General features: G+C 44.1%; 23 protein-coding genes and 1 tRNA gene. 15 read left to right on the top strand and 9 right to left on the bottom strand.

Annotation, left to right across the window (positions count from 1 at the left end):
* The first annotated feature begins 67 nt into the window (after positions 1-67).
* The gene (locus AA84_RS19370; protein ID WP_420542178.1) at positions 68-592 is read left to right on the top strand and encodes a 3D domain-containing protein; all 525 of its coding nucleotides are present in this window, start codon (positions 68-70) and stop codon (positions 590-592) included.
* Positions 593-1078: 486 nt separating this feature from the next.
* Positions 1079-2650 carry a DUF4153 domain-containing protein gene (locus AA84_RS17395; RefSeq protein WP_236628075.1) on the top strand — a complete coding sequence of 524 codons (1572 nt, stop codon included), beginning with the start codon at positions 1079-1081 and terminating at the stop codon, positions 2648-2650.
* Between the two features lie 58 nt (positions 2651-2708).
* Here the strand turns inward: AA84_RS17395 and AA84_RS0107340 are convergent, their stop codons facing one another.
* Positions 2709-3482, bottom strand: a complete 774-nt coding sequence (locus AA84_RS0107340) for a 2-keto-4-pentenoate hydratase (protein ID WP_037563232.1) — start codon at positions 3480-3482, stop codon at positions 2709-2711.
* 227 nt (positions 3483-3709) lie between these two features.
* Between AA84_RS0107340 and AA84_RS0107345 the strand changes: the two genes are divergently transcribed.
* Positions 3710-3967 carry a holin gene (locus AA84_RS0107345; RefSeq protein ID WP_223362573.1) on the top strand — a complete coding sequence of 86 codons (258 nt, stop codon included), beginning with the start codon at positions 3710-3712 and terminating at the stop codon, positions 3965-3967.
* Between the two features lie 330 nt (positions 3968-4297).
* Here AA84_RS0107345 and AA84_RS0107355 read toward each other — a convergent pair.
* A tRNA-Arg gene (locus AA84_RS0107355) sits at positions 4298-4371 on the bottom strand.
* 617 nt (positions 4372-4988) lie between these two features.
* On the opposite strand from AA84_RS0107355, the gene AA84_RS0107365 reads away from it, so the two are divergent.
* The 5 genes from AA84_RS0107365 (at position 4989) to scfB (ending at position 7949) form a co-directional block, all read left to right on the top strand.
* Entirely contained in the window at positions 4989-5207 is a 219-nt protein-coding gene (locus tag AA84_RS0107365; protein WP_028976653.1) for a hypothetical protein, read from the top strand.
* A 222-nt stretch (positions 5208-5429) separates the two neighbouring features.
* Positions 5430-5570: a hypothetical protein gene (locus tag AA84_RS18985; protein ID WP_156031452.1), complete on the top strand. Its 141-nt coding sequence runs from the start codon at positions 5430-5432 to the stop codon at positions 5568-5570.
* Positions 5571-5942: 372 nt separating this feature from the next.
* Complete coding sequence (locus AA84_RS18990; RefSeq protein ID WP_156031454.1) at positions 5943-6083, top strand: hypothetical protein; 141 nt, start codon at positions 5943-5945, stop codon at positions 6081-6083.
* A gap of 119 nt (positions 6084-6202) precedes the next feature.
* Positions 6203-6352, top strand: coding sequence for a six-cysteine ranthipeptide SCIFF (gene scfA / locus AA84_RS17400; protein ID WP_037563235.1), 150 nt, complete (start codon positions 6203-6205; stop codon positions 6350-6352).
* 190 nt (positions 6353-6542) lie between these two features.
* Entirely contained in the window at positions 6543-7949 is a 1407-nt protein-coding gene (gene scfB / locus AA84_RS0107385; protein WP_028976655.1) for a thioether cross-link-forming SCIFF peptide maturase, read from the top strand.
* 59 nt (positions 7950-8008) lie between these two features.
* On the opposite strand, the gene AA84_RS0107390 is transcribed toward scfB, so the two are convergent.
* The gene (locus AA84_RS0107390) at positions 8009-9010 is read right to left on the bottom strand and encodes a zinc-dependent alcohol dehydrogenase family protein (protein WP_028976656.1); all 1002 of its coding nucleotides are present in this window, start codon (positions 9008-9010) and stop codon (positions 8009-8011) included.
* Between the two features lie 86 nt (positions 9011-9096).
* On the bottom strand, positions 9097-10014 hold the full coding sequence (locus AA84_RS0107395; protein WP_028976657.1) for a YczE/YyaS/YitT family protein: 918 nt from the start codon (positions 10012-10014) through the stop codon (positions 9097-9099).
* A gap of 375 nt (positions 10015-10389) precedes the next feature.
* On the opposite strand from AA84_RS0107395, the gene AA84_RS0107400 reads away from it, so the two are divergent.
* The 3 genes from AA84_RS0107400 to AA84_RS0107410 all read left to right on the top strand — a co-directional run bounded on the left by AA84_RS0107400 (position 10390) and on the right by AA84_RS0107410 (position 14838).
* Positions 10390-11331, top strand: coding sequence for a 2-dehydropantoate 2-reductase (locus AA84_RS0107400; RefSeq protein WP_028976658.1), 942 nt, complete (start codon positions 10390-10392; stop codon positions 11329-11331).
* A 34-nt stretch (positions 11332-11365) separates the two neighbouring features.
* Positions 11366-12436 (top strand): PTS sugar transporter subunit IIC, encoded by a 1071-nt coding sequence (locus AA84_RS0107405; RefSeq protein ID WP_028976659.1) that lies wholly within the window; start codon positions 11366-11368, stop codon positions 12434-12436.
* Positions 12437-12867: 431 nt separating this feature from the next.
* Positions 12868-14838, top strand: coding sequence for a fructose-bisphosphatase class III (locus AA84_RS0107410; protein ID WP_028976660.1), 1971 nt, complete (start codon positions 12868-12870; stop codon positions 14836-14838).
* A gap of 67 nt (positions 14839-14905) precedes the next feature.
* Here the strand turns inward: AA84_RS0107410 and AA84_RS0107415 are convergent, their stop codons facing one another.
* Positions 14906-15697, bottom strand: coding sequence for an SDR family NAD(P)-dependent oxidoreductase (locus AA84_RS0107415; RefSeq protein ID WP_028976661.1), 792 nt, complete (start codon positions 15695-15697; stop codon positions 14906-14908).
* A gap of 83 nt (positions 15698-15780) precedes the next feature.
* Positions 15781-16431: a TIGR01906 family membrane protein gene (locus tag AA84_RS0107420; protein ID WP_028976662.1), complete on the bottom strand. Its 651-nt coding sequence runs from the start codon at positions 16429-16431 to the stop codon at positions 15781-15783.
* Between the two features lie 235 nt (positions 16432-16666).
* Here AA84_RS0107420 and AA84_RS0107425 point away from each other — a divergent pair, with 235 nt between their 5' ends.
* Positions 16667-17830 (top strand): iron-containing alcohol dehydrogenase, encoded by a 1164-nt coding sequence (locus AA84_RS0107425; RefSeq protein WP_028976663.1) that lies wholly within the window; start codon positions 16667-16669, stop codon positions 17828-17830.
* A 69-nt stretch (positions 17831-17899) separates the two neighbouring features.
* Here AA84_RS0107425 and AA84_RS18605 read toward each other — a convergent pair whose 3' ends face one another.
* The 3 genes from AA84_RS18605 to AA84_RS0107440 all read right to left on the bottom strand — a co-directional run bounded on the left by AA84_RS18605 (position 17900) and on the right by AA84_RS0107440 (position 19191).
* Positions 17900-17995: a YjcZ family sporulation protein gene (locus AA84_RS18605; protein WP_037563237.1), complete on the bottom strand. Its 96-nt coding sequence runs from the start codon at positions 17993-17995 to the stop codon at positions 17900-17902.
* 77 nt (positions 17996-18072) lie between these two features.
* Positions 18073-18759, bottom strand: a complete 687-nt coding sequence (locus AA84_RS0107435) for an SOS response-associated peptidase (protein WP_028976664.1) — start codon at positions 18757-18759, stop codon at positions 18073-18075.
* Between the two features lie 69 nt (positions 18760-18828).
* Positions 18829-19191 (bottom strand): YolD-like family protein, encoded by a 363-nt coding sequence (locus tag AA84_RS0107440; RefSeq protein WP_028976665.1) that lies wholly within the window; start codon positions 19189-19191, stop codon positions 18829-18831.
* Positions 19192-19335: 144 nt separating this feature from the next.
* Here AA84_RS0107440 and AA84_RS0107445 point away from each other — a divergent pair, with 144 nt between their 5' ends.
* The 3 genes from AA84_RS0107445 to tig all read left to right on the top strand — a co-directional run bounded on the left by AA84_RS0107445 (position 19336) and on the right by tig (position 23250).
* Positions 19336-20580 carry an aminopeptidase gene (locus tag AA84_RS0107445; protein WP_028976666.1) on the top strand — a complete coding sequence of 415 codons (1245 nt, stop codon included), beginning with the start codon at positions 19336-19338 and terminating at the stop codon, positions 20578-20580.
* Between the two features lie 89 nt (positions 20581-20669).
* On the top strand, positions 20670-21734 hold the full coding sequence (locus AA84_RS17410) for a tetratricopeptide repeat protein (protein WP_051577870.1): 1065 nt from the start codon (positions 20670-20672) through the stop codon (positions 21732-21734).
* Between the two features lie 211 nt (positions 21735-21945).
* A complete protein-coding gene (gene tig, locus AA84_RS0107455; RefSeq protein ID WP_028976667.1) occupies positions 21946-23250 on the top strand; it encodes a trigger factor in 1305 nt (434 codons plus the stop codon).
* Positions 23251-23660 lie beyond the last annotated feature (410 nt).

Consider the following 23660-nt stretch of genomic DNA (forward strand, 5'->3'; position numbering starts at 1 on the left):
CCGGATCGCCCGCGGCAAGCGAGCAGCTGGAGTGTCGTTTGTGCACAAGGTGATGAACAAAGCCCGAATGGAAGGCGGAAGTAAGGACTGGGCGCTTTTTGCCCGGTTTTTCTTAACTGGTTATTACACGAAGCATTTAAACTGTAACAAAACAAGAACGGTTATGATACACGGCTGTTATATAGAATTGGTAAATTGTATTCAGACGAAAACAAAGGATGGTTGTGTCATGAAAAAACTAACATTAATCCTCGCCGTGATCGTTCTTCTAATCTCCGTACTACCGAGTTCTTTTGCTGCAGCAAAAAGTAAATCGAAGAAAATCACCGTCAGTGCAACGGCTTATTGCGAAATGGGCCGTACCGCAACCGGTTATAATTATAAGAAACATCCGAAAGCAAAAGCGATTGCGGTGGATCCTCGTGTCATCCCGCTTGGCTCAAAAGTTTACATTCCTGGTTACGGCTATGCGATTGCGCGCGACACCGGCGGACGAATTAAAGGAAAAATCATTGATGTACATTTTAAAACGAGGAAACAAGCCATTAAGTGGGGAAGAAAAAAACTAAAGATTCGTGTCTATCGGCACTAAATAACAAAAAGGCTCATGTCCCGAGTTTAGGACGTGGGCCTTTTACATTATTAAAGTCTTTTTCTCTATTATTGCACCCGCGAATGATAGCGATCCCATGCGACGGCTGCAACGACTGGAATAATCACACAAATTGAGCCAAACACACCAAGTACAGTCATTTTACCCACCATCCTCATTTTTTGTTACCGCTTACATAGTTAGTATACCCGCCTCAGCTTGTTTTATACAAGTGAAAATGCCTTTTTTTTGCACGCATAAAGCAATGCTATTCAGCTGGTGACCGCTTTTGTGTGGATGATCCGCCGTGTTTGTTATAAAACAGTAAAAACATATCGAAAAACAATAAAATAATACTGATTTTCAATAATATCTATGCTATAATCCAATCGAGGTGAATGAAGTGGTGAAGAGGATACAACCTGCAATGACTGGTTTTTACTTATCCTTTATTAAGTTAGTTAAAAAGAAAGGTCGTGACGACAGATGGTCAATGATTTAGCAGAAAACGGAGCGAAAGAGAAACGGCCGCATGGCTATCAGAGGGGCAGCAAGCTTTTGCTCGGAACGATCCTGCTTGGCCTGCTTGCAAACGAGTGCTTTGTTGATCAGGCCTTCGGTATTTCGGTTCCGTTATTTGTACTAGCATTTTATGGTGTTTTTTTCTGGAACCTGGGCAGCACAGCTCTTGTACAGAAAAATTTTGCCGGGGGATTGATGATTCCCATTCTCTTGTTGACGTTAACCTATGTCCTTTTCTCAAATGAAGTGTTTCAGGTGCTCAATGTGCTCGCGATTTCAACCCTGATCGTGATGCAGACGACGCTTTCTGCGAAGCGAGCAAGAGCCGATTGGTATGCGCCCTCATTTGTGATTGATGTACTGATCGGCTTTATCTATCGTCCGTTTGCTTTTCTTGCAGTTCCTTTTAAAATTGCAGCGGAGCAGATAGGGCGACGGACGGCGGGTGGGAAAAACAAAACGTTGACGAATGTCTTCATTGGAATTGTACTCACCTTTCCGCTCGTGGTCATCATACTTATGCTGCTTTCTTCGGCGGATGAGCGATTCAATTACTATTTAGGGGCATTCCCCCATTGGCTGGCTGGTTTCAATCTCGATACATTAATGCCGCGTTTGATTTTTATAAGCGCTGTGGCTCTGTTTTCGTTCAGTTATATTTGGAGTTTGATGATGAAACCAAAGCAGCCTGCACGTTACACGGATTCAACGGAGCAGACGACGTTTGCAGGCTGTATGGATGCGACGGTGGTAACGACCATCCTAAGTATAATCAATGCCATTTACGTATTCTTTACACTGATTCAGTTTTCCTATTTGTTTGGCAGCTTCTCGCTTGGTCTTCCGCAGCAGTTTACCTATGCTGAATACGCACGACGCGGTTTTTTTGAACTGGTACTGGTCACTTTGATCAACTTTACACTTTTACTGGTACTGCTGCATCTAACAAAACAGAGTAGCGGGCGCGTCAACCGTGCGATACAAATCTTGGAGTCATTGCTCGTTTGCTGCACGATGGTCATGCTTGTTTCTGCATTTATCCGTATGTACCTTTATGAACAAATGTATGGATTTACTTATTTACGTGTGCTTACCCATGCGTTCATGATTCTGCTCTTTGTATTATTTCTGGTCACGCTGTTTCGTATTTGGAAGAAAGGGATCAAGCTATTTAAATACTACTTGCTCGCAGGCATAACCGCGTTTGTCGTGATTAACTATGCCAATATTGATGTATTGATTGCCCGATGGAACATTGATCGGTACAGTCAGACGGGGAAAATTGATGTGGCATACCTGGCAACACTGTCGAATGACGCAACCCCTTACTTGGTTCAATTGCTCAAGGCCAAGGATGACGCGGTTCGGAAAGTCGCGGAAAACCGACTTTTTGAACAGAAACAGATACTCAATCAACCACAGGCATGGCAATCGTTCAATCTCTCTAATCTGCGTGCAAAACAGTTGCTTGATCAAGAACAGTTGCAACGAAATCAACTCGATCCATCACTTTCTCATGAAATCTATGATGATTAAAAAATAACGCAAAACAACCGGATTCGCAGAGAATCCGGTTGTTTGCTCATTGATTGATTCAATTCACATGCAAGGTGACATCGCCCAATTGATGCGTAAATGTTGCAACATAAGTTCCTTTTTCCAATTTTTTCGGCAAGCAGAAGGTACCGGTCGAAACCGTTGTTCCTTTGCTGACTTTTTTTCCTTCTTGTGCGAGTCGTGCAACAAGCCATTTCAAGGCATGCAGTGGATTTCCGAGTACTTCGGATGCTTCTCCTGATGTCAGCGGCTTGCCGTTCAAGCGTACATCAGCATGAACATGGGCTAACTCGTCAACGGTCGGTTTTTTTGCTGCGGGTTTGCCGACAACGAGTCGACCGCACACGGCACTGTCTGAGATAACCAGTTCAAGTGGAAGGTTTGGAAACCAATCCTTGAAACGTGAGTCGGGAACTTCGATACCGGGGGCAACATCTGTTTTTGCGAGCAGCTGTTCTTCGTTATCTTCAGGAGACAAATCTTCCAAGGCGGTGAATTCCAATTCGAGTTCGAGGAGTGGCTCGTTGAGTGTTGCCAATGCAAGCTCGACCCCGTCATGCAAGACACTTGAAGCAACAACTTGTCCGTAAAGCGGCGAATCAGAGTTGAACATGTCTTGTGTCTGTTTGCTTGTTAAACTGATTTTATATCCCTTGACGGTTTCCTTTTTCTTTGCGTTAAATGCGTGCTGCACCTCATAGGCATGTTCCAAACTCAATGTCGAGGTATCCGCATTTTTAAAATCAAGCGGTTCATTTTTACTCAATGCCTGATACAACTGTTCTGATAAATCATCCTTTGTAACCAACATCCTAAGCGCCTTCTTTTCTGTTTTTTTATTTATCTATCTTTTTTTGTAGTGCTAATTATAATACTGAGAGATCGTGCGTCAACCCTCATTCACAAAAAAGTCAGAAAAAACGGGTTTATTTCTAAGGTAAACGGTTCACTCATTTAAAGAAACGATGAATAAACTATTTGTGAAAACACAATGTTGCCCGTCATGCTCCATACATGTCAGGGCTTAGAGGTGGTTGAATGAAGGAAATTATGAACCAAATTTTGTTGATTGCAACACTGATCGCGCCGATCACGACCGCACTTGTACAGGCTGTAAAGCAAACCGGCAAAATTAGCGATAACGATCTGCCGCTGAGCGCCCTTGGTATTGGCATCTTTCTCGGATTCTGTGCTTCGTTCTTGTTCACGGATGTCCCTATTGCTTACCTTGTTTGGGCAGGTGGAATCAGTGGCCTTGCCGCAACGGGTTTATTTGAGACTTTTAAACATAGGTAAAAGGGGATCCGATAAAAAACACTTGAAATATAACTAAACATAGTTGTATAGTATGAATAATCCTTCCGTTATATAAATGGATAGTCACCTTTTTACTCTGCTGAGATGCAGAGTTTTTTTTATGACGGATCGGTAAACCAGCGCTTGATAAAAACAGTTTGACAGGGATAAAGCCCCATTGCCATGATTTCTTGGCATAGAAAAGAACCTTCTTTTCTGATTCATTAAATCAAGAAAGAAGGCTAAACTTTGAAAAGAAAATATGATTATTCATTACATTTTGCTGATAAATAAATGGCTCCTTCAGAAATCTTATTATATCAGCGTTTATGTCCCAGAAGGGATTCGAACCCATGACCCACGGCTTAGAAGGCCGTTGCTCTATCCAGCTGAGCTACTGGGACAAATGTATTCACTTTTTCATGACGACCTATATTATTTTAGAGAATATGACAGGATCTGTCAATGGTTGCTGCAAAAACTTTTTCATCCGTGCTTTTGTTTGGTCAGAAGATCCCAAAAGCAATATACCCGTTGATTCATTCCTCAAACATAGGTATGACATGCTATAATCACACAGGCGATAAATGAAGCATATGAGCGGATGCGGTGACGCCCTCTGAAGGGGGGAAAGCCGACGATAGTATCCAAGCATTAACATTGATGACTAGTTTTGCAATGCTAATACTGATGCTGTCAGATAAAAAGAAATGATCCGCTTCATATGCCATTGCAGTGGCTTTGATTGAAGCAGACCATTTTCCGAAAGTGTAAGTTTTCATTGATGCGCTGCATCCACTCTTATCGCGGATATTGCTATTCCGTCAGTGTTCACGCACTGGTGGTTTTATTTTACATTTCTTGTTTCTTTATTATACCCGTTTACATGTAATGCAATGAGCAGAAAGATGACGGCTCAACATTGTGCAGTCCTCGGGAATGACATTCCTTCTTTAAGAAGGAGAGCTATACCCCAAAGCTGCCGAATCTCTGTTAAAGATGCCGTTAGGACAAAGCAGCAGTGGACAAACACCTTGATACAGCGCAAGTAGATATTGCTAAGAAGGTTATTGATGGATTGACTTCTATTGCTCAAACAGTCGTTGCTGGCTTTAATCAGCGCGTTGTAGCTGACGCCAAGGCAAAAGGAGTTTTCACATCTGAATTTGCTGCAAGTGTTAAAGAGGATGCAGTTAAAGCCGTGATTGCACAGGGCACCAGAGCTGATTGCGCTCGGTAAATCTGCGATTGGCGACATTGAAGAGCTGATTCCGCACTGGTGACCGTTAAAAAAAGATAAAAATTCAACATTTAAGAAACTATCATTGCTTCTCCGTAATGTAGTTAATCATGTGGGAGGACGTAAAAGATACGAGGTCACGCATGAAAAATGCGTTGTTACACGGTTGAAATTTGCCTTATGATTATAATAGATAGTTCAGAAAGGTTGGTCGCTACTTTAATGAAAAATGAAGATGAAAGATTGTTGCGATTATGGTTAAAAGTTCCAAAAAAATATAAAAAAGCAGTTATGGAAATTTTATGGTTTATTGGTTGGGGAATAGCGATTTTTACGGTTTATAAACTATTCTTTGGTAAATAGCATCTGCTAAATGAAACGCCCAAGGAATGGGGCAGAATTTAAGCATTAATGAATTTTGAATAGCTTTATTGATACTGATGTTGAATCATAGAATGTGTATAAAATAGCCATTTTGTTTAATCGATATGAACCAACTTTATGCGTTTTTTGTTTTCTGTAAGTAAACTTCTTAAGCGTTCGCTTTGAATAAAATCGGGAGGAAATGGGGGGCGAATTTTCTATTTGGTTGTCGCTGGTTTTCGATTATTTTGCAGGGTGCATATAGGTGACATATTATGTTGTAAACGGTAACGGATGCTACGATCGAGGTGTGGTCAGACATGATCTAAGATGATCTGAATGATCAACAATGCGCAGAGGAGCGGTTTACTAATGAGTAAGGAATACCATTCATTTGTTGAATTGCTGAAGGATGCACATCGTCGACTGGATCAAATAGAACGAGATATCCTAATGATTAATGAAGTCTGTGCTCGTATTGAGCATCAGCAGCTTGTTAAGCATGTCAAATAAATAGATCTTTGTTTTATTCTTTTATGTCTTTCAATGGCAAACATCACAGTCACCAGTCGATTCTTTTTGTATACTGATCTGAGTAGTGGTCTGAAGACAACGAAAAGAGGTTAGAAAAAATGAAAAGAATTGTTACCTTGAACACGATGAATTTAAAGGCGTCTGCAACAAATGGCGGACATGGCGAATGCCAAACATCCTGCCAGTCTGCATGCAAAACGTCTTGTGGTGTTGCCAATCAGCAGTGCGCAGAACCGGCAAATCGATAAGACCGTTAGTCAACCGCTCAACTGAACATTCAGCTGGGCGGCTATTTTCTTTGCTCTAATTTATGATTCTATTAAGCATGATTGGCACAGTGAAGCTCCGAAGCATGCACATGAATTTCGTGTGCGTCCTGTGCCCGACGTAGAAGTAATGAATAACATTTTGTTTTAAATAAGGAGCCGGATCGATCAGATGATTCATCAATACAAATTAAACGGATACAATATTGTGCTTGATACGTATAGCGGCTCGGTTCATGTTGTGGATGATCTCGCTTATGATGTGATTGAAATGTATGAGAAGAACGCACCCGATGCTATTGTGAGGCAAATGTTAGTTAAATATAGAAAGGATACGGATGTTTCAGAAACAAGCATACGCGAAACGATTGACGATGTTGCAGAACTCAAGAAAACCGGCAAACTCTTTTCTGAAGATGCGTTTAAAGATCTGTCGTTTAATCTAAAAAAGCGAAAAACCTATGTGAAGGCTTTATGCCTGAATGTTGCTCATACATGTAACTTGACTTGTGAGTATTGTTTTGCCAGCCAGGGAAAATACCATGGTCCGCGTGCGATCATGAGTGAGGAAGTCGGCAAACGAGCGATCGACTTCTTACTTGAGAACTGCGGGTTCCACCGTAACCTTGATGTCGACTTTTTTGGCGGCGAGCCGCTCATGAACTGGAAGGTCGTCAAGAGCGTCGTTGCCTACGCGCGCAGCAAGGAGAAGGAATACAACAAACAGTTCCGTTTTACACTGACAACGAACGGTTTGCTGCTGCGTGATGAGGTTGTTGATTTTCTCAATCAGGAAATGCACAATGTGGTGCTGAGCCTTGACGGGCGTAAAGAAGTACATGATCGTCTGCGCAAAACGATCACGGGAAAGGGAAGCTATGATTATATTGTCCCTAAGTTCCAAAACTTCGTGAAAAAGCGCGGTGAGAAGGAATACTATGTTCGCGGCACATTTACACATAATAATGTTGACTTTACTAATGATCTTTTTCATATGGCCGATCTTGGTTTTGACCGTCTTTCAATGGAACCGGTTATTTGTGATCCTAAGGAACCGTATGCGCTTAAGGAAGAGGATCTTCCGGTCATCTATGAGCAATATGAAATCCTTGCCAAAGAAATGCTGAAACGTGAAGAAGAGGGCAAAGGATTCATTTTCTATCATTACATGCTGGATTTGAATGATGGCCCTTGTATTCATAAACGAATTTCAGGTTGCGGGTCAGGGACCGAATATTTGGCCGTGACGCCGACAGGTGAGCTGTTTCCTTGTCATCAGTTCGTTGGCGAAGAAACCTATAGCATGGGAAATATTTGGGACGGAGTTAAAACACCGGAAATTCAGGAAGCATTTAAAGAAACCAACTGCTATTCGAAACCGGAATGCCAAGATTGCTGGGCAAAATTGTACTGTAGCGGCGGCTGCCCGGCCAATTCGCTGCATGCAACCGGTTCGCTTAATGGCAACTTTGAATTCAGCTGCGACATCTTCCGCAAGCGGATTGAATGTGCGATGATGATCAAGGTCGCCCAATCGATGAAAGCGATGGACCGGGAAAAACAGGCAGCGAATCAGTGAATTTAAGTCATAAAAAAGATCCCTTCTCATTTTGAGAGGGGATCTTTTTTATGATCAGATCACTGAGCGATGCGAGCAACCGCCTTCGTGATTTTTTCCTTAATTGTTCCATCGAGCATTTTTGGAATATCCTCGAGCTGCAGCTCATGCGTGATTAGTGTTTCGACATCAATTCGATTTGTCATCATCTGTATCGCATCCTGCATGGCGTGAGGATTAATAAATGCACCTTTTATGGTCAATTCCTTAAAAAAGACATCATAAGCGTTAATTCGAATCGAAGCTTCAGGATCAGCGACGCCGAACATCAGTACCTGTCCGCCGCGGCGTGCCAAGGCGATCGCGCGTTCCTGAGTTGCGGTAACGCCGACACATTCAATCACAAGATCATAGCTTTCTCCATGTTCTTCCTTCTCAGGATTGAACACGTCATCGGCACCAATTTGCTTGAGCAGCGCAACCTTCTTTGGATTCCGGCCACTGACGGCAACCTTCTTAAGGCCCATACTTGCCAAGATAGCGGTGAAGATCTGTCCCATAAAGCCATCGCCAACCACACAAGCGGTATAATGGGGCTTGATCATTAATTCATGAATGCCGTGAACCGCACAGCTGACCGGTTCCACCATCGCAGCAGCTTTTAACGAGAGGCTATCTGGAATCGGATAGACGTTTGTTTCCGGTACGTTCACAAATTCGGCCATACCGCCGTCTCGTGTGACACCGACTGCTTGATTGTTTTCGCAAAGCTGAGGACGGCCTTCGTGGCAGAAATGGCAAAATCCACATGGAATATTGGGGTCGATCGCAACCCGGTCACCGACGTTTAAAGCGCCGTGAACCTCTGATCCCAGTTCAGCAATGACTCCGGAAACTTCATGTCCGAGAACAACCGGCATGTTGGCATCACCTGAACCGGGAAGCCCCTTGTACAAATGTTTGTCTGTGCCGCAAACACCGACATAGCTGACTTTTACTTTGATTTCGTGATTTTTTAGTGGAGCTGCAGGGCGATCCTGCATTTCCATATGTTCTTTTTCCGTTAAAACAAGTGCTTTCATAGTAAAAAACTCCTTTCCTATTAGGCACGTACGACGCGAATTTGGGTGTAAAACAGATACACTATTATTTACCCTTTTTAACAGGACTAATCCTGTTTATCCTCCGATTTTTTTCTGCGGTTCTGCTCTTTTTTCAGAAGAAGCAATTGGGCAAATGAAGTTCTCAGCACCCGGCGTGCCTGTGTGGCGGTTTGACGTACCTGTCGAGTCTTCTGTTCGAGTTCTTGATCTGAAAAATGCGAGAGCTTTTTTTGTATTTCAACCGTGTGAATATAACTTCCCTTCACCAAATTGTAAGTTGATTTTCCTGCAACATCGATGCCGTGTCCAATTTTTTTACCGGATGGCTCTTTGCTGAAATCGACGAGCTGGTTTATCATTTTTTCACTGACATGCTGATCCCAAAAGGTAATCAGCGGTCCGGCAAAGAACGAAATAATAATTGTTGCGAGGCCAATTGGTCCGCCCATGATCAATGCGCCGATCATAAAAGCGATATCCTGTACGATACGGCAATAGAGATAACGGATCTTCAGCCGCGTTGATGCGATCGGGGCGAGTGCATCGTAGGGAGCGACGCCGAGGTCTGCGGTCATGTAGAGTGAGGTACCGAGTGTAAAGACCAGCAAACCAAGAATACCGTTTACGATTGATGTCAGCAGGGTTGGCTGATAGTGGAATATGGTCGAATATAGGGTTGAGAACCAATCGATCAGGAAACCGGCAAGTACCATATTAAAAACGGTTCCGATTCCGATCTTTTTTCGATCAAGGAGAAGGACAAGGACGATGATCACAATATTCGCCAGCAGTTGATAAACGCCCAAGCTTAAATGCAGCTTGTCTGATATGCCGATATTAATTGCAGTAAATGGATCAAGACCGACATTGCCGACTTTGCACAGTGTCGCACCCAGTGCGAGAATGGCTACGCCGACGAGGGAAACTAAAGATCTAATGACGCGTTCAAAAAACTTATGCGGATGCGTTTCTTCTTCAATCACAGAATTTCCTCCAATTTTTTTGCTCTATGCTGTTGTCAAAAGCTAAAATGATTTGATGTCCCATTGATTCTGCAGTTCCTCCGTATCAATGAGCGACAATTATGAAATTTATTTCCGGGCGGTAGTTCTCTATTAATTCTTTCAATAACTCATTATTTTGTCAAGGATAGCGTTAGCCGAGCGGCGCGATTCAAGGCGGATAAAACACGTGTGAAAAGTTTTTTCAGTTGCCTTGAGGCCACGTTTCTAATTGATAGAATGCGCTTTTTGATTACGCCTCATCCGAGATGAAAATATGGGAAAAATTTCACAAAAACGTCACGGTGAGAATATTATGTAAGCGCATACAAAACGATCAGCCAGGAGGAATAAAAAATGAGAATAGTGATTGCGGGGGCCGGCGCGATGGGGAGCCGTTTTGGAGTGATGCTGCACCATGCAGGAAACGATGTCGTTCTGATTGATAAATGGCGTGAACATGTTGAAGCAATTAAAAAAAACGGGTTAAGCGCGAACATTAATGGCCAACGGAGTACAACACGAATGCCCATTTTCTATCCTGATGAAATAGCGTCAAACAGTACGCCGGCCGATCTAATCATCGTGTTTACAAAGGCCATGCAGCTGGAAGACATGCTTCAATCGATTAAACCGCTTTTGGGATCGGAAACGATGGTCCTTTGTTTGCTCAATGGCCTAGGGCATGAGGATACGCTCGCGCGTTATGTACCCAAAAAAAACATCGTGCTCGGTATTACGATGTGGACGGCGGGATTGGAAGGACCGGGGAAAGTAAAGCTATTTGGAACCGGAGAAGTAGAATTACAAAATATTGATGCTGAGGGTGAAAAGCATGCCAAAAAAATTGTTGCCGAATTGAGAAACGCCGGTCTAAACGGGGTTTACAGCAGCAATGTGAAGTATTCGGTTTGGCGAAAAGCGTGCGTGAACGGGACGTTGAACAGTACGTGCACGATTTTGAACGCAAACATTAGCGAACTTGGCGCGACAACCGAAGCCATTCCGATTCTTAAAGCCATTATCAGTGAGTTTGCTGCAGTCGCGGCAAAAGAGCATGTCATCCTCGATCAAAAGGAAATTTTGCAGCATGTGGTTGAGACCTTTGATCCGAATGGGATTGGTCTTCACTATCCATCCATGCATCAGGATTTGATCAAAAATAATCGTTTGACAGAAATTGATTATATTAATGGTGCTGTTGCTAGAAAAGGAGCGGCTTATGGCGTACCGACACCTTATTGTGCTTTATTGACAGAATTGATTCATGCGAAGGAACAAATCCTTAAAGCAAAGTAGCTGAAGCCCAGGATTCATAAAGGGGGAATTGATGATGACGGAACATGAAGAACGACTCACCACGAAAGTTTTTATAAACAAAGTACTGTCGGGAACAGCGTTAGGGATCATTGTCGGTCTGATTCCCAACGCAGTACTGTGTGCGATTCTTAATTTGTTTGGCGATAATAGCATCGCGCTTTTTATTTCCCATGCGGTTGTTGTTTTTCAAGTCGCAACACCACTGCTTATTGGTGCGTTAATCGCTGTGCAATTCAAATTTAGTCCGATGAATATGGCGGTGGTTGCCGGGGCGGCTTATGTGGGCTCAGGTGTCACGCAGTTTTCACCGGCGATTACAAACAATGTGACCCACGCAGTGGGCGGCTATCTAAGCGCTGGGACCGGAGATCTGATTAATACAATGATTACAGCATCGATCGCAGTGCTTATGGTGCTTTGGATCGGGGCGAAATTTGGGTCGGTGAGCATTGTGCTTTCTCCGATTGTTATTGGCGGAGGTGCCGGTATTATTGGCTTGATTCTGCTGCCGTACGTTTCCTACATTACGACATCATTGGGCAGAATCATTAATGCCTTTACAACACTTCAACCCATTTTGATGAGTATCTTGATTGCCTGCTCATTTGCGATTCTCATTATCTCACCAATATCGACCGTTGCAATTGGAATGGCAATTCAACTGAATGGTGTCTCTGCGGGTGCGGCAGCCATGGGTGTTGCTGTAACGACGATCGTTCTGGTTATTCATTCGTGGCGAGTGAATAAATCCGGAGTGACCTTGGCCATTGCGTTAGGGGCAATGAAGATGATGATGCCGAATTTGTTCCGCCATCCGATTATCCTGCTTCCGATTCTAACTACTGCCGTTGTCAGCGCCGTCCCGGTTGCAGTGTTCGGTGTATCCGGTGTCCCTTCATCCGCCGGGTTCGGTCTCGTCGGCTTGGTAGGCCCCCTTGCCTCGATTACCGCCGGCCTTAATCCCTGGCTTGCCGTCCTCGTTTGGTTCATCATCCCGATCGTTGCCGGCCTTCTCGTGCAGTTTGTGCTCGAAAAACTATTGCGCCTATATAAAAAAGGAAAAGTATTCCATTATCTCGGATGATGGAGAGATAATGTGCAGCGCGCGACGTCCTAAGATGCCGCAAAAGGGGCAATGCGGAATCGCCCACAGCTAAGCATAGATTGTTTTTAAATAGAATATGCAGGGTGTCTCAATGGTCGATCACGATGAGACACCCTTTGTTTAATTGTAATGCGCATGGATTCGAGCGTTGTGATGCGGCAGACATGGCACGTCAGGAGGTGAATCTCTTTTTGGGACAGCCTCTGTTTGATGATGATTCTGTGATGCGACGTGATTTCGTTTCTTAATCAGAATGAAAAACAAATATGAGACACATATTGTTTAATGTGATATACTTAAACGATGATAGAAGCGATTGGAACAGGAGATGTTTTTCTTTAAACGTTCCGTTGAAAACGCTATCTTTATCGGCGCGAATCAGCACTATTTTAGGGGTGAAGGAGAAACCAATGGACACAAACTATTTGGATTTGCTCGCTGAAAGGTATGATCGTGAAGAAAAAGTTGTGACCGAATTGATAAACCTTGAGGCAATATTGAATCTGCCAAAGGGAACCGAGCATTTTGTCAGTGATCTTCATGGAGAATATTACGCATTTCAGCATGTGCTTCGAAACGGTTCCGGCAATGTGAAACAGAAAATCAGCGATTTATTTAAAAATTGGACACAAGAAGAAACGGATGCTTTTGCCACCCTCGTTTATTACCCGGAGGAAAAACTTCAACTTGTACGAAAGACGCTTCATCAAGATTCCTTTAACACCTGGCTGAAGACAACGATTGAACGAATGATTAAACTGACCGCGTTTGCGTCCACAAAATATACAAGATCCAAGGTGCGCAAAGCGCTGCCAGAGCATTTTGTCTACATTATCGAGGAACTCCTTTACAAAACGGACGAATTCTCCAATAAAAAAGAGTATTACTCCAAAATTATTAATCGGATTATTTCATTAGGTCAGGCAAATAAATTGATCATCGGACTGGCGTATACCATCCAGCGATTGGTTGTCGATCATCTCCATGTTGTCGGTGATATTTATGATCGCGGACCATACCCGGATCGAATTATGGATACGCTGATGAGCTACCACTCTGCGGATATTCAGTGGGGCAATCATGACGTGCTTTGGATGGGGGCTTATGCAGGTTCAAAAGTGTGTCTTGCCAACTTGATTCGCATTTGTGCTCGTTATAATAACCTTGATATTATCGAGGATGTCTATGGAATCAACCTGATCCCTTTGCTCAATCTTGCGGATAAGTATTATCATGATCGACAATCATTCCGGCCAAAAGTCGTGCGTGAAGACCGACTCTCGGAAGAAGAACGGCTGCAAATAACGAAGATTCATCAAGCGATTGCAATCATTCAATTTAAATTAGAAATGCAAATTATGAAACGGCGTCCGGAGTTTCATATGGAGCATCGAATGCTTCTCGAATGCGTCAATTTTGAAAAGCAAACCATTGACCTAAACGGGAAGACCTACCCGCTTAAAGAGACGTGCTTTGCGACCATTGATCGCGATGATCCGGGCAGGCTGCTTGACGAAGAGACCCAGGTGATCGATAAACTGCTCTATTCGATGCAGCATTCTGAAAAGCTGGCTAGGCATATGAACTTTTTAGTCAATAAAGGGAGCCTCTACCTCAACTATAACGGGAATCTGCTTATTCACGGCTGCATTCCACTTAATGAAGACGGAAGCATGAAGCAAATGACGGTTCAGGGAAAGCCTTTGTCTGGGAAACAGCTGCTTGATGCCTTTGAACGTTTCGTACGTGACAGTTTTGCCCATCCTGAGGAAACGGATGACTTTGCAACGGATATGGTTTGGTATCTTTGGACCGGAGAGAACTCTTCGTTGTTTGGCAAGAAAGAAATGACGACTTTTGAACGCTACTTTATTGAAGATAAGGAAACCCATGTCGAACAAAAAAATCCTTACTATGCATTGCGTGAACAGGAATCGATTTGCCGAAACATTTTGCGTGAATTTGATCTTGATCCTGATGAGGGACACATCATTAACGGGCATACGCCGGTTGAAGAACGGAACGGAGAGAATCCAATTAAAGCAAACGGCAAAATGATTGTCATTGATGGCGGCTTTTCTAAAGCATATCAGCCGAAAACCGGGATAGCCGGGTACACACTGCTTTACAATTCCTATGGGATGCAACTCGTCGCGCATCAACATTTTCATTCAAAAGAAGACGTTCTGATGAACGGAACCGATGTGTTTTCGGTACGGCGGCTGGTTGATCGAAGATTGCGACGGAAAAAGGTTCGAGAAACCAATGTTGGTCGTGAACTGATGAAGCAAATTGCTGTGCTGGACCAATTGCTCTTTTATAAATATCAAAAAAAGGCATGCATTCAAACGGATCGTCCCAATGAACATTTCTTGGTTTAAACGAAACGTCCAAACAAGGCGCGATGGTCTTGTTTGGACGCTTTTTAATCAGCAGTTTTTTGCTGGATTAATGATATTTGATTGATCCGCCATTTACTGGAAGTTCAGCCCCGTTGATATAAGAAGCTTGATCTGACGCCAGAAAGAGAACCGCGTGCGCGATCTCTTCGGGTCGGCCAATTTCGCCGCGGGGGATCTGTCGGACATTTTTGGCAAAATGCTGCACCGCTTTTTCGCCGTCCATAGTGAACTTCTCAGCCAGCATGTCGATCATACCTTCGGGCCGTTCCCACATATGTGTCCGCGTTGGTCCAGGTGAAACGCAATTAACGCGTACACCGTCTCCGCCAAATTCATTGGCAAGCGCACTGGTCAAATTTATCACGCCGGCTTTGCTGACACTGTAGTCAATCGCAAATTCATCAGGAACATGACCACTTTCTGATGCGATTGAAATGATCGATGCATGCGCTTGATTTCTTAAATAGGGCAGCGCGGCACGTGTGGTCCGGATCATGGAATACAAATTTGTCTGCAAGGTTTTATCCCAGTCATCATCCGTCAATTTTAGAAAACTGTCTTTATAGTTAGCGATACCGACATTATTGACTAAAATATCGATATGTCCGAAATGATCGACCGCTTCTTTGACGAGTGATTCTGCTCCCTCTTTTGTACTGAGATCGGCGGTTACGGGATGAAGTGTATCGGCGGGTGCAAGATCTTTTAAATGATCAGTAGTCAAATCACCACCCGCTACTTTTGCGCCTTCCTTTAAAAAAGACTTGGTGATTGCAAGCCCCATACCATTGCCGGCGCCGGTAATCAGGGCAACCTTATTTTGTAAGCCTAAATTCAAAAAAATCCCTCCTTACTCCTTTTGTTCCCCAGTTGAGGTGATGCCAAACATAACGGAGACGGAGTCCATGGATTGGGTGAGGCTCAAAGTGAAGTGCTGCGCTTTTTTAATTGTTTTGCGATGATCACGATGGCGCATACGGCAGCGACAATCATGAAAAGAATCAGCAGCGCAGCGTGAAGGAAGAAGGCTTCCGGGAGAATCGTAATAATCGGATCGGTCTGCGGATTAAATACCCAATAATCATTTCTGAAGAATAGTTTGTGGAACAGGATGAATGTCCCGTCAAAATCAATGGCAAACATCATGAGCGGGAGGAGCGTAAACATAATAAGCATGATTGCTGTCGGTTTAAAAAAGCTGAAATCCCGTTGCTTGCGCTTATGAAAAATTCCGATGACACTGATAATCGCTGAAACAACCAGTAGCAGTTCAATGGCCATAAAAATACGTTTCACATCTTGAAAATGAATGCGACCCGCACGCGAATAATCGAACGAAGGAAGGTGAAACGTCTGCGGCAGCGGGTTGATGAGGTACTGGATCGTATAGTTGTAATTCTCCACGATCTGATCATAGCTGAAGCCAGATTGACCTACGAGATCCAGATGCTGCACATCAAAATAATAAAGCGGCGTAAAACCAAGTGTAACAAGTACAGCAAAGCAGATGATAAAGATGGCAATACTGACAGCCAGTCCAAGCTGGCCGAGGCGATAGGTTGAAAAGAACAATCCATGACACATCCTTAAGCTTAAGGTTGAACCGCTAACTTCGTATACGCTCATTATCACCTATCGGACAAGAAAATTCAAAAAGAAATGTGACTAAACACCGGACTTGAGCGTATTCAACACGCATGATCGTTTTTGACAATGGGGTTTTCTCTTAACGAGAAAGCTGTGCTGCGGTTATAATGAAGGAGAACGAAATGACGGAAGATCTATTATGAAAGCGAGTGATCCTTTTATGGACAATTTTATTTATCACAACCCGACTAAACTCATCTTCGGCAAAGGGCAGCTTGATCAATTGAAAACAGAGGTCGCGAAATACGGCAAACGTGTTTTATTGGTCTATGGGGGCGGGAGTATTAAACGCACCGGGCTGTATGATCAAGTGCTCGAACAGCTTAAGGCAATGAGTGCCGAGGTCTATGAACTTGCAGGCGTTGAACCTAATCCACGATTGACAACGGTAAAAAAAGGCATTGCGCTTTGCAACGACCATGCGATTGACTTTTTGCTCGCTGTGGGAGGCGGAAGCGTGATCGACTGCACCAAAGCGATTGCTGTCGGCGCGAAGTTTGACGGTGATCCTTGGGCGTTTATTACTCGTCAAGAGACGGCAGAGGATGCCCTTCCATTCGGTACGGTGCTCACGCTTGCCGCGACCGGATCGGAGATGAACCCAAACTCTGTAATCACAAATTGGGAAACGCATGAAAAATACGGATGGAGTTGTCCATTTTCATACCCTGCATTCTCTATCCTTGATCCCAGCTTCACGTTCTCTGTACCGAAAAATCAAACCATCTACGGTATGGTGGATATGATGGCTCATGTCTTTGAACATTATTTTCATCCGGCAAAACATACACCCCTTCAAGACCGCCTGTGTGAGTCGATTTTGCTTACGGTCATTGAGGCTGCCCCGAAGCTTGTTCATGATCTTGAAAATTATCAGCTCCGCGAAACGATTCTCTATTGCGGCACAATGGCTTTGAATGGGATGGTTTCGATGGGCTTTGAGGGTGATTGGGCAAGTCACAATCTAGAGCATGCAGTATCCGCAGTGTATGATATTCCACATGGCGGCGGCTTAGCGATTCTGTTCCCAAATTGGATGAAGCATAATCTAGACGTTAATGTCGCTCGATTTAAGCAACTGGCCGAGCGTGTTTTCCATGTCGATCCGCTGGGCAAATCGGATCGGGAGGTTGCCCTTGAAGGAATCCGGGCGCTTCGTGAATTCTGGACAAGCATTGGGGCACCAAGTAGACTGGCGGACTATTCGATTGACGACAGCAAGCTTGATCTTCTCGCTGATCGTGCGATGGCCCGAGGCGCTTTCGGTCAATTTAAGGTTCTCGGCAGGCAAGATGCACTTGCCATTTATCAAGCTTCGCTTTGAGACTACAGAAAAATCCGCCAGCTTCTGAAGGAGCGGCGGATTTTTTTTGTCCTTTGATGGACGAAGAAATCAATAAACATAAGCAGCACCAATAATGATAAGTAAAATGAACAAAACGATCAGCAATGCGAAGCCGCTGCCATATCCGCCATATACAGCACCCATGAGTCGACACCTCCTCATCACGAGATACTTTATTTATATGAAACGATCGGTATCTGCGCTTGAGTTTTTGCCCAATTTTACTCGTGATGGGTTTGCTGCTTTTCGATCAGGTAAGGGGCGTTGTTGCGCGGTGAGTTGACATCGCGTGATACTTCGTAGCAGTCCATCTGCCCTGAATCATACGGACGAAGAAGATCAAGCAGTTTTTTCGGATCGCTGGAAGCATTGAGCCAACGTGCTTCATCTTCATGATTCAAGATCACCGGCATTCGGTCATGAATCGGCCGCATGATTGAGTTTGCCTCAGTCGTAATAATGGTGCAGCTGTGAATCAATTGCTGGTCTTTGGTCTGCCAGGAATCCCATAACCCGGCCATTGCAAAAAGCGATCCGGATTTCATAACAAATCGAAAGGGCACCTTTTCCCTAGGCGTCTGATGCGTCCATTCATAAAAAGAATCAGCAACAATAAGGCAGCGTCTTCTGCGGAACGCGTGGCGGAAGCTTGGTTTTTCCGCAATGCTTTCAGCCCGGGCGTTGATCAATTTCCAGCCGATTTTCTCGTCCTTGGCCCAAGAGGGAATTAAGCCCCAGCGGAGGAATCCCATTCGATTTCCACCCGAACTGTTGACGACAGCGACAATATTCTGACCGGGTGCGACATTATAATTGGGTTGATAGCGCGCTTCTCCCGATGCGTGCTTAATCTGAAATCGATAAATCAAATACTCAAAAGGAGCGATTAGCGTAAATCGTCCGCACATCGTATGATCCCTCCTGTCTTGATGTTCCACATAAAGTATAGCAGATCTGAACGCAGATTCTGCAAGGAGTCAAACGTCCTGCCGGCTGCTGAATCGAACGTCAACAATAGTTTGCGGTGGGAGGTTTTGAGAGATACCTGATGAATTGGAAATGCGTACCTTCTGAACATACGAATCAATGGATACGGTACAGTTCTTCAATGTATGGATTTTCCCATCATGATAATAGTCAAGATCGATGGGCAGCTTTCTGCTTGAGGCATCATGAATCATACGTTCAATTTCCTCAAGCTTTTGCTCATCTAATTGCGGTTTTGCGATTCTATCCGCGTGGCGTGCCATTTCTCTGAGTACGGCAACATGTTCAGGGAGCATCATTCGGCTTGACTCCCAGCGCATATTTGATCCTTTTGTCAATTTGTTATGCTTCACCCGAACCCCTCCTTATTTTCTAAGGAATAGTATACACGAATATACGTTCTCAGGTGGAGTCTATCAAAAGGTTTACCGGATCCAAAGTTTTCCATAGGTATAAAGTGGGCTATAATTAAGAAAAAGAAACATGGAGGCAAGATTATGGAACCATTTGAAGCATCATTAAAAAAGTTTGCCAAACTGGCGATAAAAATTGGCGTTAATCTGCAGCCCGGGCAAGGCTTGTTCCTGACGTCGCCGATTGAAGCCGCACACTTTGCGAATCTTGTTGCTGAGGAGGCCTACCAAGCGGGTGCAAAAGACGTCACGATGCGATGGGGCGATGATGAAACGGAAAGGTTGCGTCTGGAGCGGGCACCTGAAGAAGCGTTAAAGCAGATTCCAGATTGGAAATTTGCTGCGCAAAATGCAGCAGTCAAAGATAACTATGCAGTTTTACATATTTACGGACCCAACCCGGATTTGTTGGATACGATCGACGATGCGCGTGTCGGTGCCTATATGAAGGCATCCAGTAATGGGTTGAAGCCGTATATGGAATGCATTATGAAAGATGAAACGCAATGGTCGATTGTCGCATACCCGACAAAGGCATGGGCGAAAAAAATCTTCCCGAACAAAAATACAGGCGAAGCGCAAACGCTGCTCATGGAAGAAATTCTGCGTATCAGCAGAGTCAGCGGCAATGAGGATCCAATTGAAGCATGGAACGAACATAATGAAACGATGCACAAAGCCAGTGAATTTATGAACCGCATGAACTTTAAACAATTAATTTATTCTGGTCCGGGCACTGATCTGACGATTGATTTGCCACAAGGGCATATTTGGAGCGGTGGTTCAGGCCCTTCGACAAGCGGGATTATGTTCAACGCAAATATTCCTACAGAAGAGGTATTTACGATGCCGCATAAACGCGGTGTCAACGGTACCGTTTCCAGTACCAAACCGCTGAATGCCGACGGCCGCATCATTGACGGTTTCTCGCTCACTTTTAAGGATGGGGAAGTCGTTGATTTTACAGCAGAAAAAGGCGCAGATGCGTTGAGGCATCTGCTTGACTCTGATCCGAATGCGCGCCGGCTCGGCGAAGTGGCATTGGTTCCGCATCATTCACCGGTGTCTGAATCGGGACTCGTTTTCTATAACACGCTCTTTGATGAGAATGCATCGTGCCATTTGGCATTGGGGAAAGCATATCCAACATGTATTAAAGGCGGTAACGATCTCGATGAAGTCGGCCTAGATCAGGCGGGAGTAAACGATAGCTTAATTCATGAAGATTTTATGGTTGGATCTGAAGAACTGGATATTGATGGCATCACTCAAGACGGCAGGCGCGTGCCCGTATTCCGCAACGGTGCCTGGGCATTCTCATTTGATTGAGCAAATTTGAGGGAGCTTTTCGCACCTAAATTGCGAAGCCTGCCAGAAACTGATATTCTTAAAATAAAGTTTTGGAAGCGGGACGAACGATGAAAAAAAAAGGTGGATCGATTGGCGGCAGCGACAAGGTGGTGCCGATTCCTCATTTGGAAGAACGCTTACTGAGCAAAGCCATGCTGCTGGTTGAAGAGAATAGACACAAGGAAGCCTGTCAGTTGTTTGGCAAGCTTTTGGAATTGAATGTGCGGGATGTTCGTGCGCTTTACGGGTGGGCCGTTTGCTCCATTGAACTGGGGGATTACTCGGAAGCGGAAAAAGCCGTGGTGCTGCTGCTTGAAGCAGATACTCCCTATTTTTACGAGGTGTTTCGACTTTATCTTACCATTCTTATTGAGCGCAAGGATTATACAAGCGCGATCCGTGAGATCCTGACGATTCGTAAGAAAAAAGGATTACCCATCGAATTCAAAGAGTTTTTGGTTCACATGCAGAAATTCTGTCAGATTCGTCTGCATGAACCCTCGTGGAGCGATGTTGGTTTGGAGGAAGCCGATGAAACGGATCAAATGACGAAACCTGATGCGGACACGGAGCATCGGGAATCGTCCATTGACTGGCCGGCATTGGAGAAGGCGGACACCATTAGCCAAATGCTGCTCCTCAATAACTTAGCTGATCAATTAAAAACAACCCATCTTCCGGAAATCCAGCGTTTTCTACTCGATGATCAGCAGCCTACCGAGCTTAAGACGATGTTGCTTTGTGCGGTTAAGGAAGGACATCTTGCTCAGAAAGTGGCCGTGCACAAATTTGGTGAAATTTACGATGCACAGCTGGATCACGCGGATTTTTTGAATAAAGAGTTTGCGGATCAAATTGAAGCTGTAATTCGCCGGACGATGGAATCGGAAAATCCGACATTGACCACGTCGGCAGTTGAAATGGAGCGCATGTTTACCATGAATGTTTATCCGAAACCGATTGTACCGAGTCAACCAGAAGTTTGGGCAGCGCTCTTCTGCTTACGGGCGATGGGCGGTGAATCGGAACAGGAAAAAAAAGACGTTCTTGCGCATTTTGGTGTCAATGAGGATGATTTTTGCGCGGCGAGCAGCATGCTGCATGGTGTAGAGGCATACGACATTTGGTCTTAGCGTATTGAAACATGTGGTTATGTCGATAATTTGCAACAAATGTGTTTTTCATAGGAAACGGTTATGTTATAATAACATGGTTTGCAATTGCGTTGCCAAAGTAGTCGAGTCATTAGCCTCGAACTGGCGGACAAATGATGACTTTGTACGCCATTCAGGCAGAAAACCAAGATGCAGAATAGCATGAAGATAGATGTTGGAGGTAAAACGAATGACTGTAGATGCAAAATGGGAAAAAAAAGAAGGTAATGTAGGCACACTGACGTTCTCAGTTGATGCCGAAAGTTTTAATCAAGCCCTTGATAAAGCTTTTAAAAAGGTTGTTAAAAAGGTCAACGTACCTGGTTTCCGTAAGGGCCGTGTGCCACGCGTTCTTTTTGAACAGCGTTTCGGGGTAGAAAGTCTGTATGAAGATGCAATTGATTTTGTTCTTCCGAGTGCGTATTCTGATGCAATCGATCAAACCGGTATCGAACCTGTGGACAAGCCACAAGTAGACATTGAAGAGATTGGTAAAGGCAAAAAGCTGGTACTCAAAGCAGATGTAACGGTTAAACCGGAAGTTAAACTCGGTGACTATAAAGGTCTTGAAGTCGAAGAGAAGAGCACGGACGTTACCGATGAAGATGTCGCTCACGAAATCAAACATCTTCAGGAACGCTATGCGGAACTGGTTGTTAAAGAAGACGGAGAAATCGAAAAAGGCGATACTGCGGTTATCGATTTTGACGGCTATGTCGATGACAAACCGTTTGAAGGCGGAAAAGCTGAAAACTATTCACTTGAAATTGGATCCGGCTCCTTTATTCCCGGATTTGAAGATCAGCTCATCGGCGCGAAAGTCGGAGCTGAAAAAGACGTGGTTGTAACCTTTCCGGAAGACTACCATGCTGAAGAATTAAAGGGCAAGGAAGCGACGTTTAAAGTAAAGGTTCATGAAATTAAACAGAAACAGCTTCCTGAACTCGATGATGAATTCGCCAAGGACGTTGATGACGATGTTGAAACGTTCGCTGAATTACAAGAAAAAATCAAGAATCATCAGAAAGAACATCGTGAAGCTGATGCTGAAAACAGCAAGCGCGACGGCGTTGTGCAGCAAGCAGCCGCAAATGCAGACATTGACGTTCCTGAAGTGATGATCACGAATGAACAGGACAATATGGTGAAAGAATTTGAACAGCGTCTTAAAGGACAAGGCATGACTCTGGAAATGTATTCTTCACTGACAGGTACCGACGAAAAAGCGTTGCGCGATCAGATGAAGGAAGATGCTGAAAAACGCGTGCGTGCAAATCTGACACTTGAAGCGATTGCTAAAGCTGAATCCATTGAAGCTTCTGACGAAGAAGTTGAAGAAGAACTGAAAAAAATGGCGGATCAGTACAAGATCGGTGCAGATCAAATCAAAGCTGCAATGGGCGGAACTGACTTCATTAAAGGTGATTTGAAACTGCGCAAAGCTGTTGATTTTCTTGTGGAAAACAGCAAGCCAAAAGCTGCCGAAGCTAAATAAAGTGTGACATACATGAACTTTTTTGGCGGACGGTCTCGTCTGCCAATTATTTATATCTAAAGAAAGCGAAGAAAAATAAATAATTTTTCTTTGCAATACATAGTGTACTCAGTAAGGCATATAGCTTATCGGGAGCATGTATTTATGTTACAATGCCTACATAGTTAGTTGCCGAGTAGAACATCCGCTGCTGATCCAGAAATATCCGTTCTTATGCTTGGCTTCATCAATAACGATCAGTCTATGATGTTACAATGCCGGCAAATCATTTCCATTTATGCAGGTATTTTGTGATAAAATGCAGCATGGTTTTCCAGATGCAAAGCTTTCCAAGCCTCGTTCGATTTACGAGAAAAGGGGAAGGCTAAAAAATGCAGCGAATGCATGGGATGAACAAGAGTCAATACAAA

Origin of the sequence: Sporolactobacillus terrae DSM 11697, assembly GCF_000648615.1 — a bacterium.
Lineage (GTDB): Bacteria > Bacillota > Bacilli > Bacillales > Sporolactobacillaceae > Sporolactobacillus > Sporolactobacillus terrae.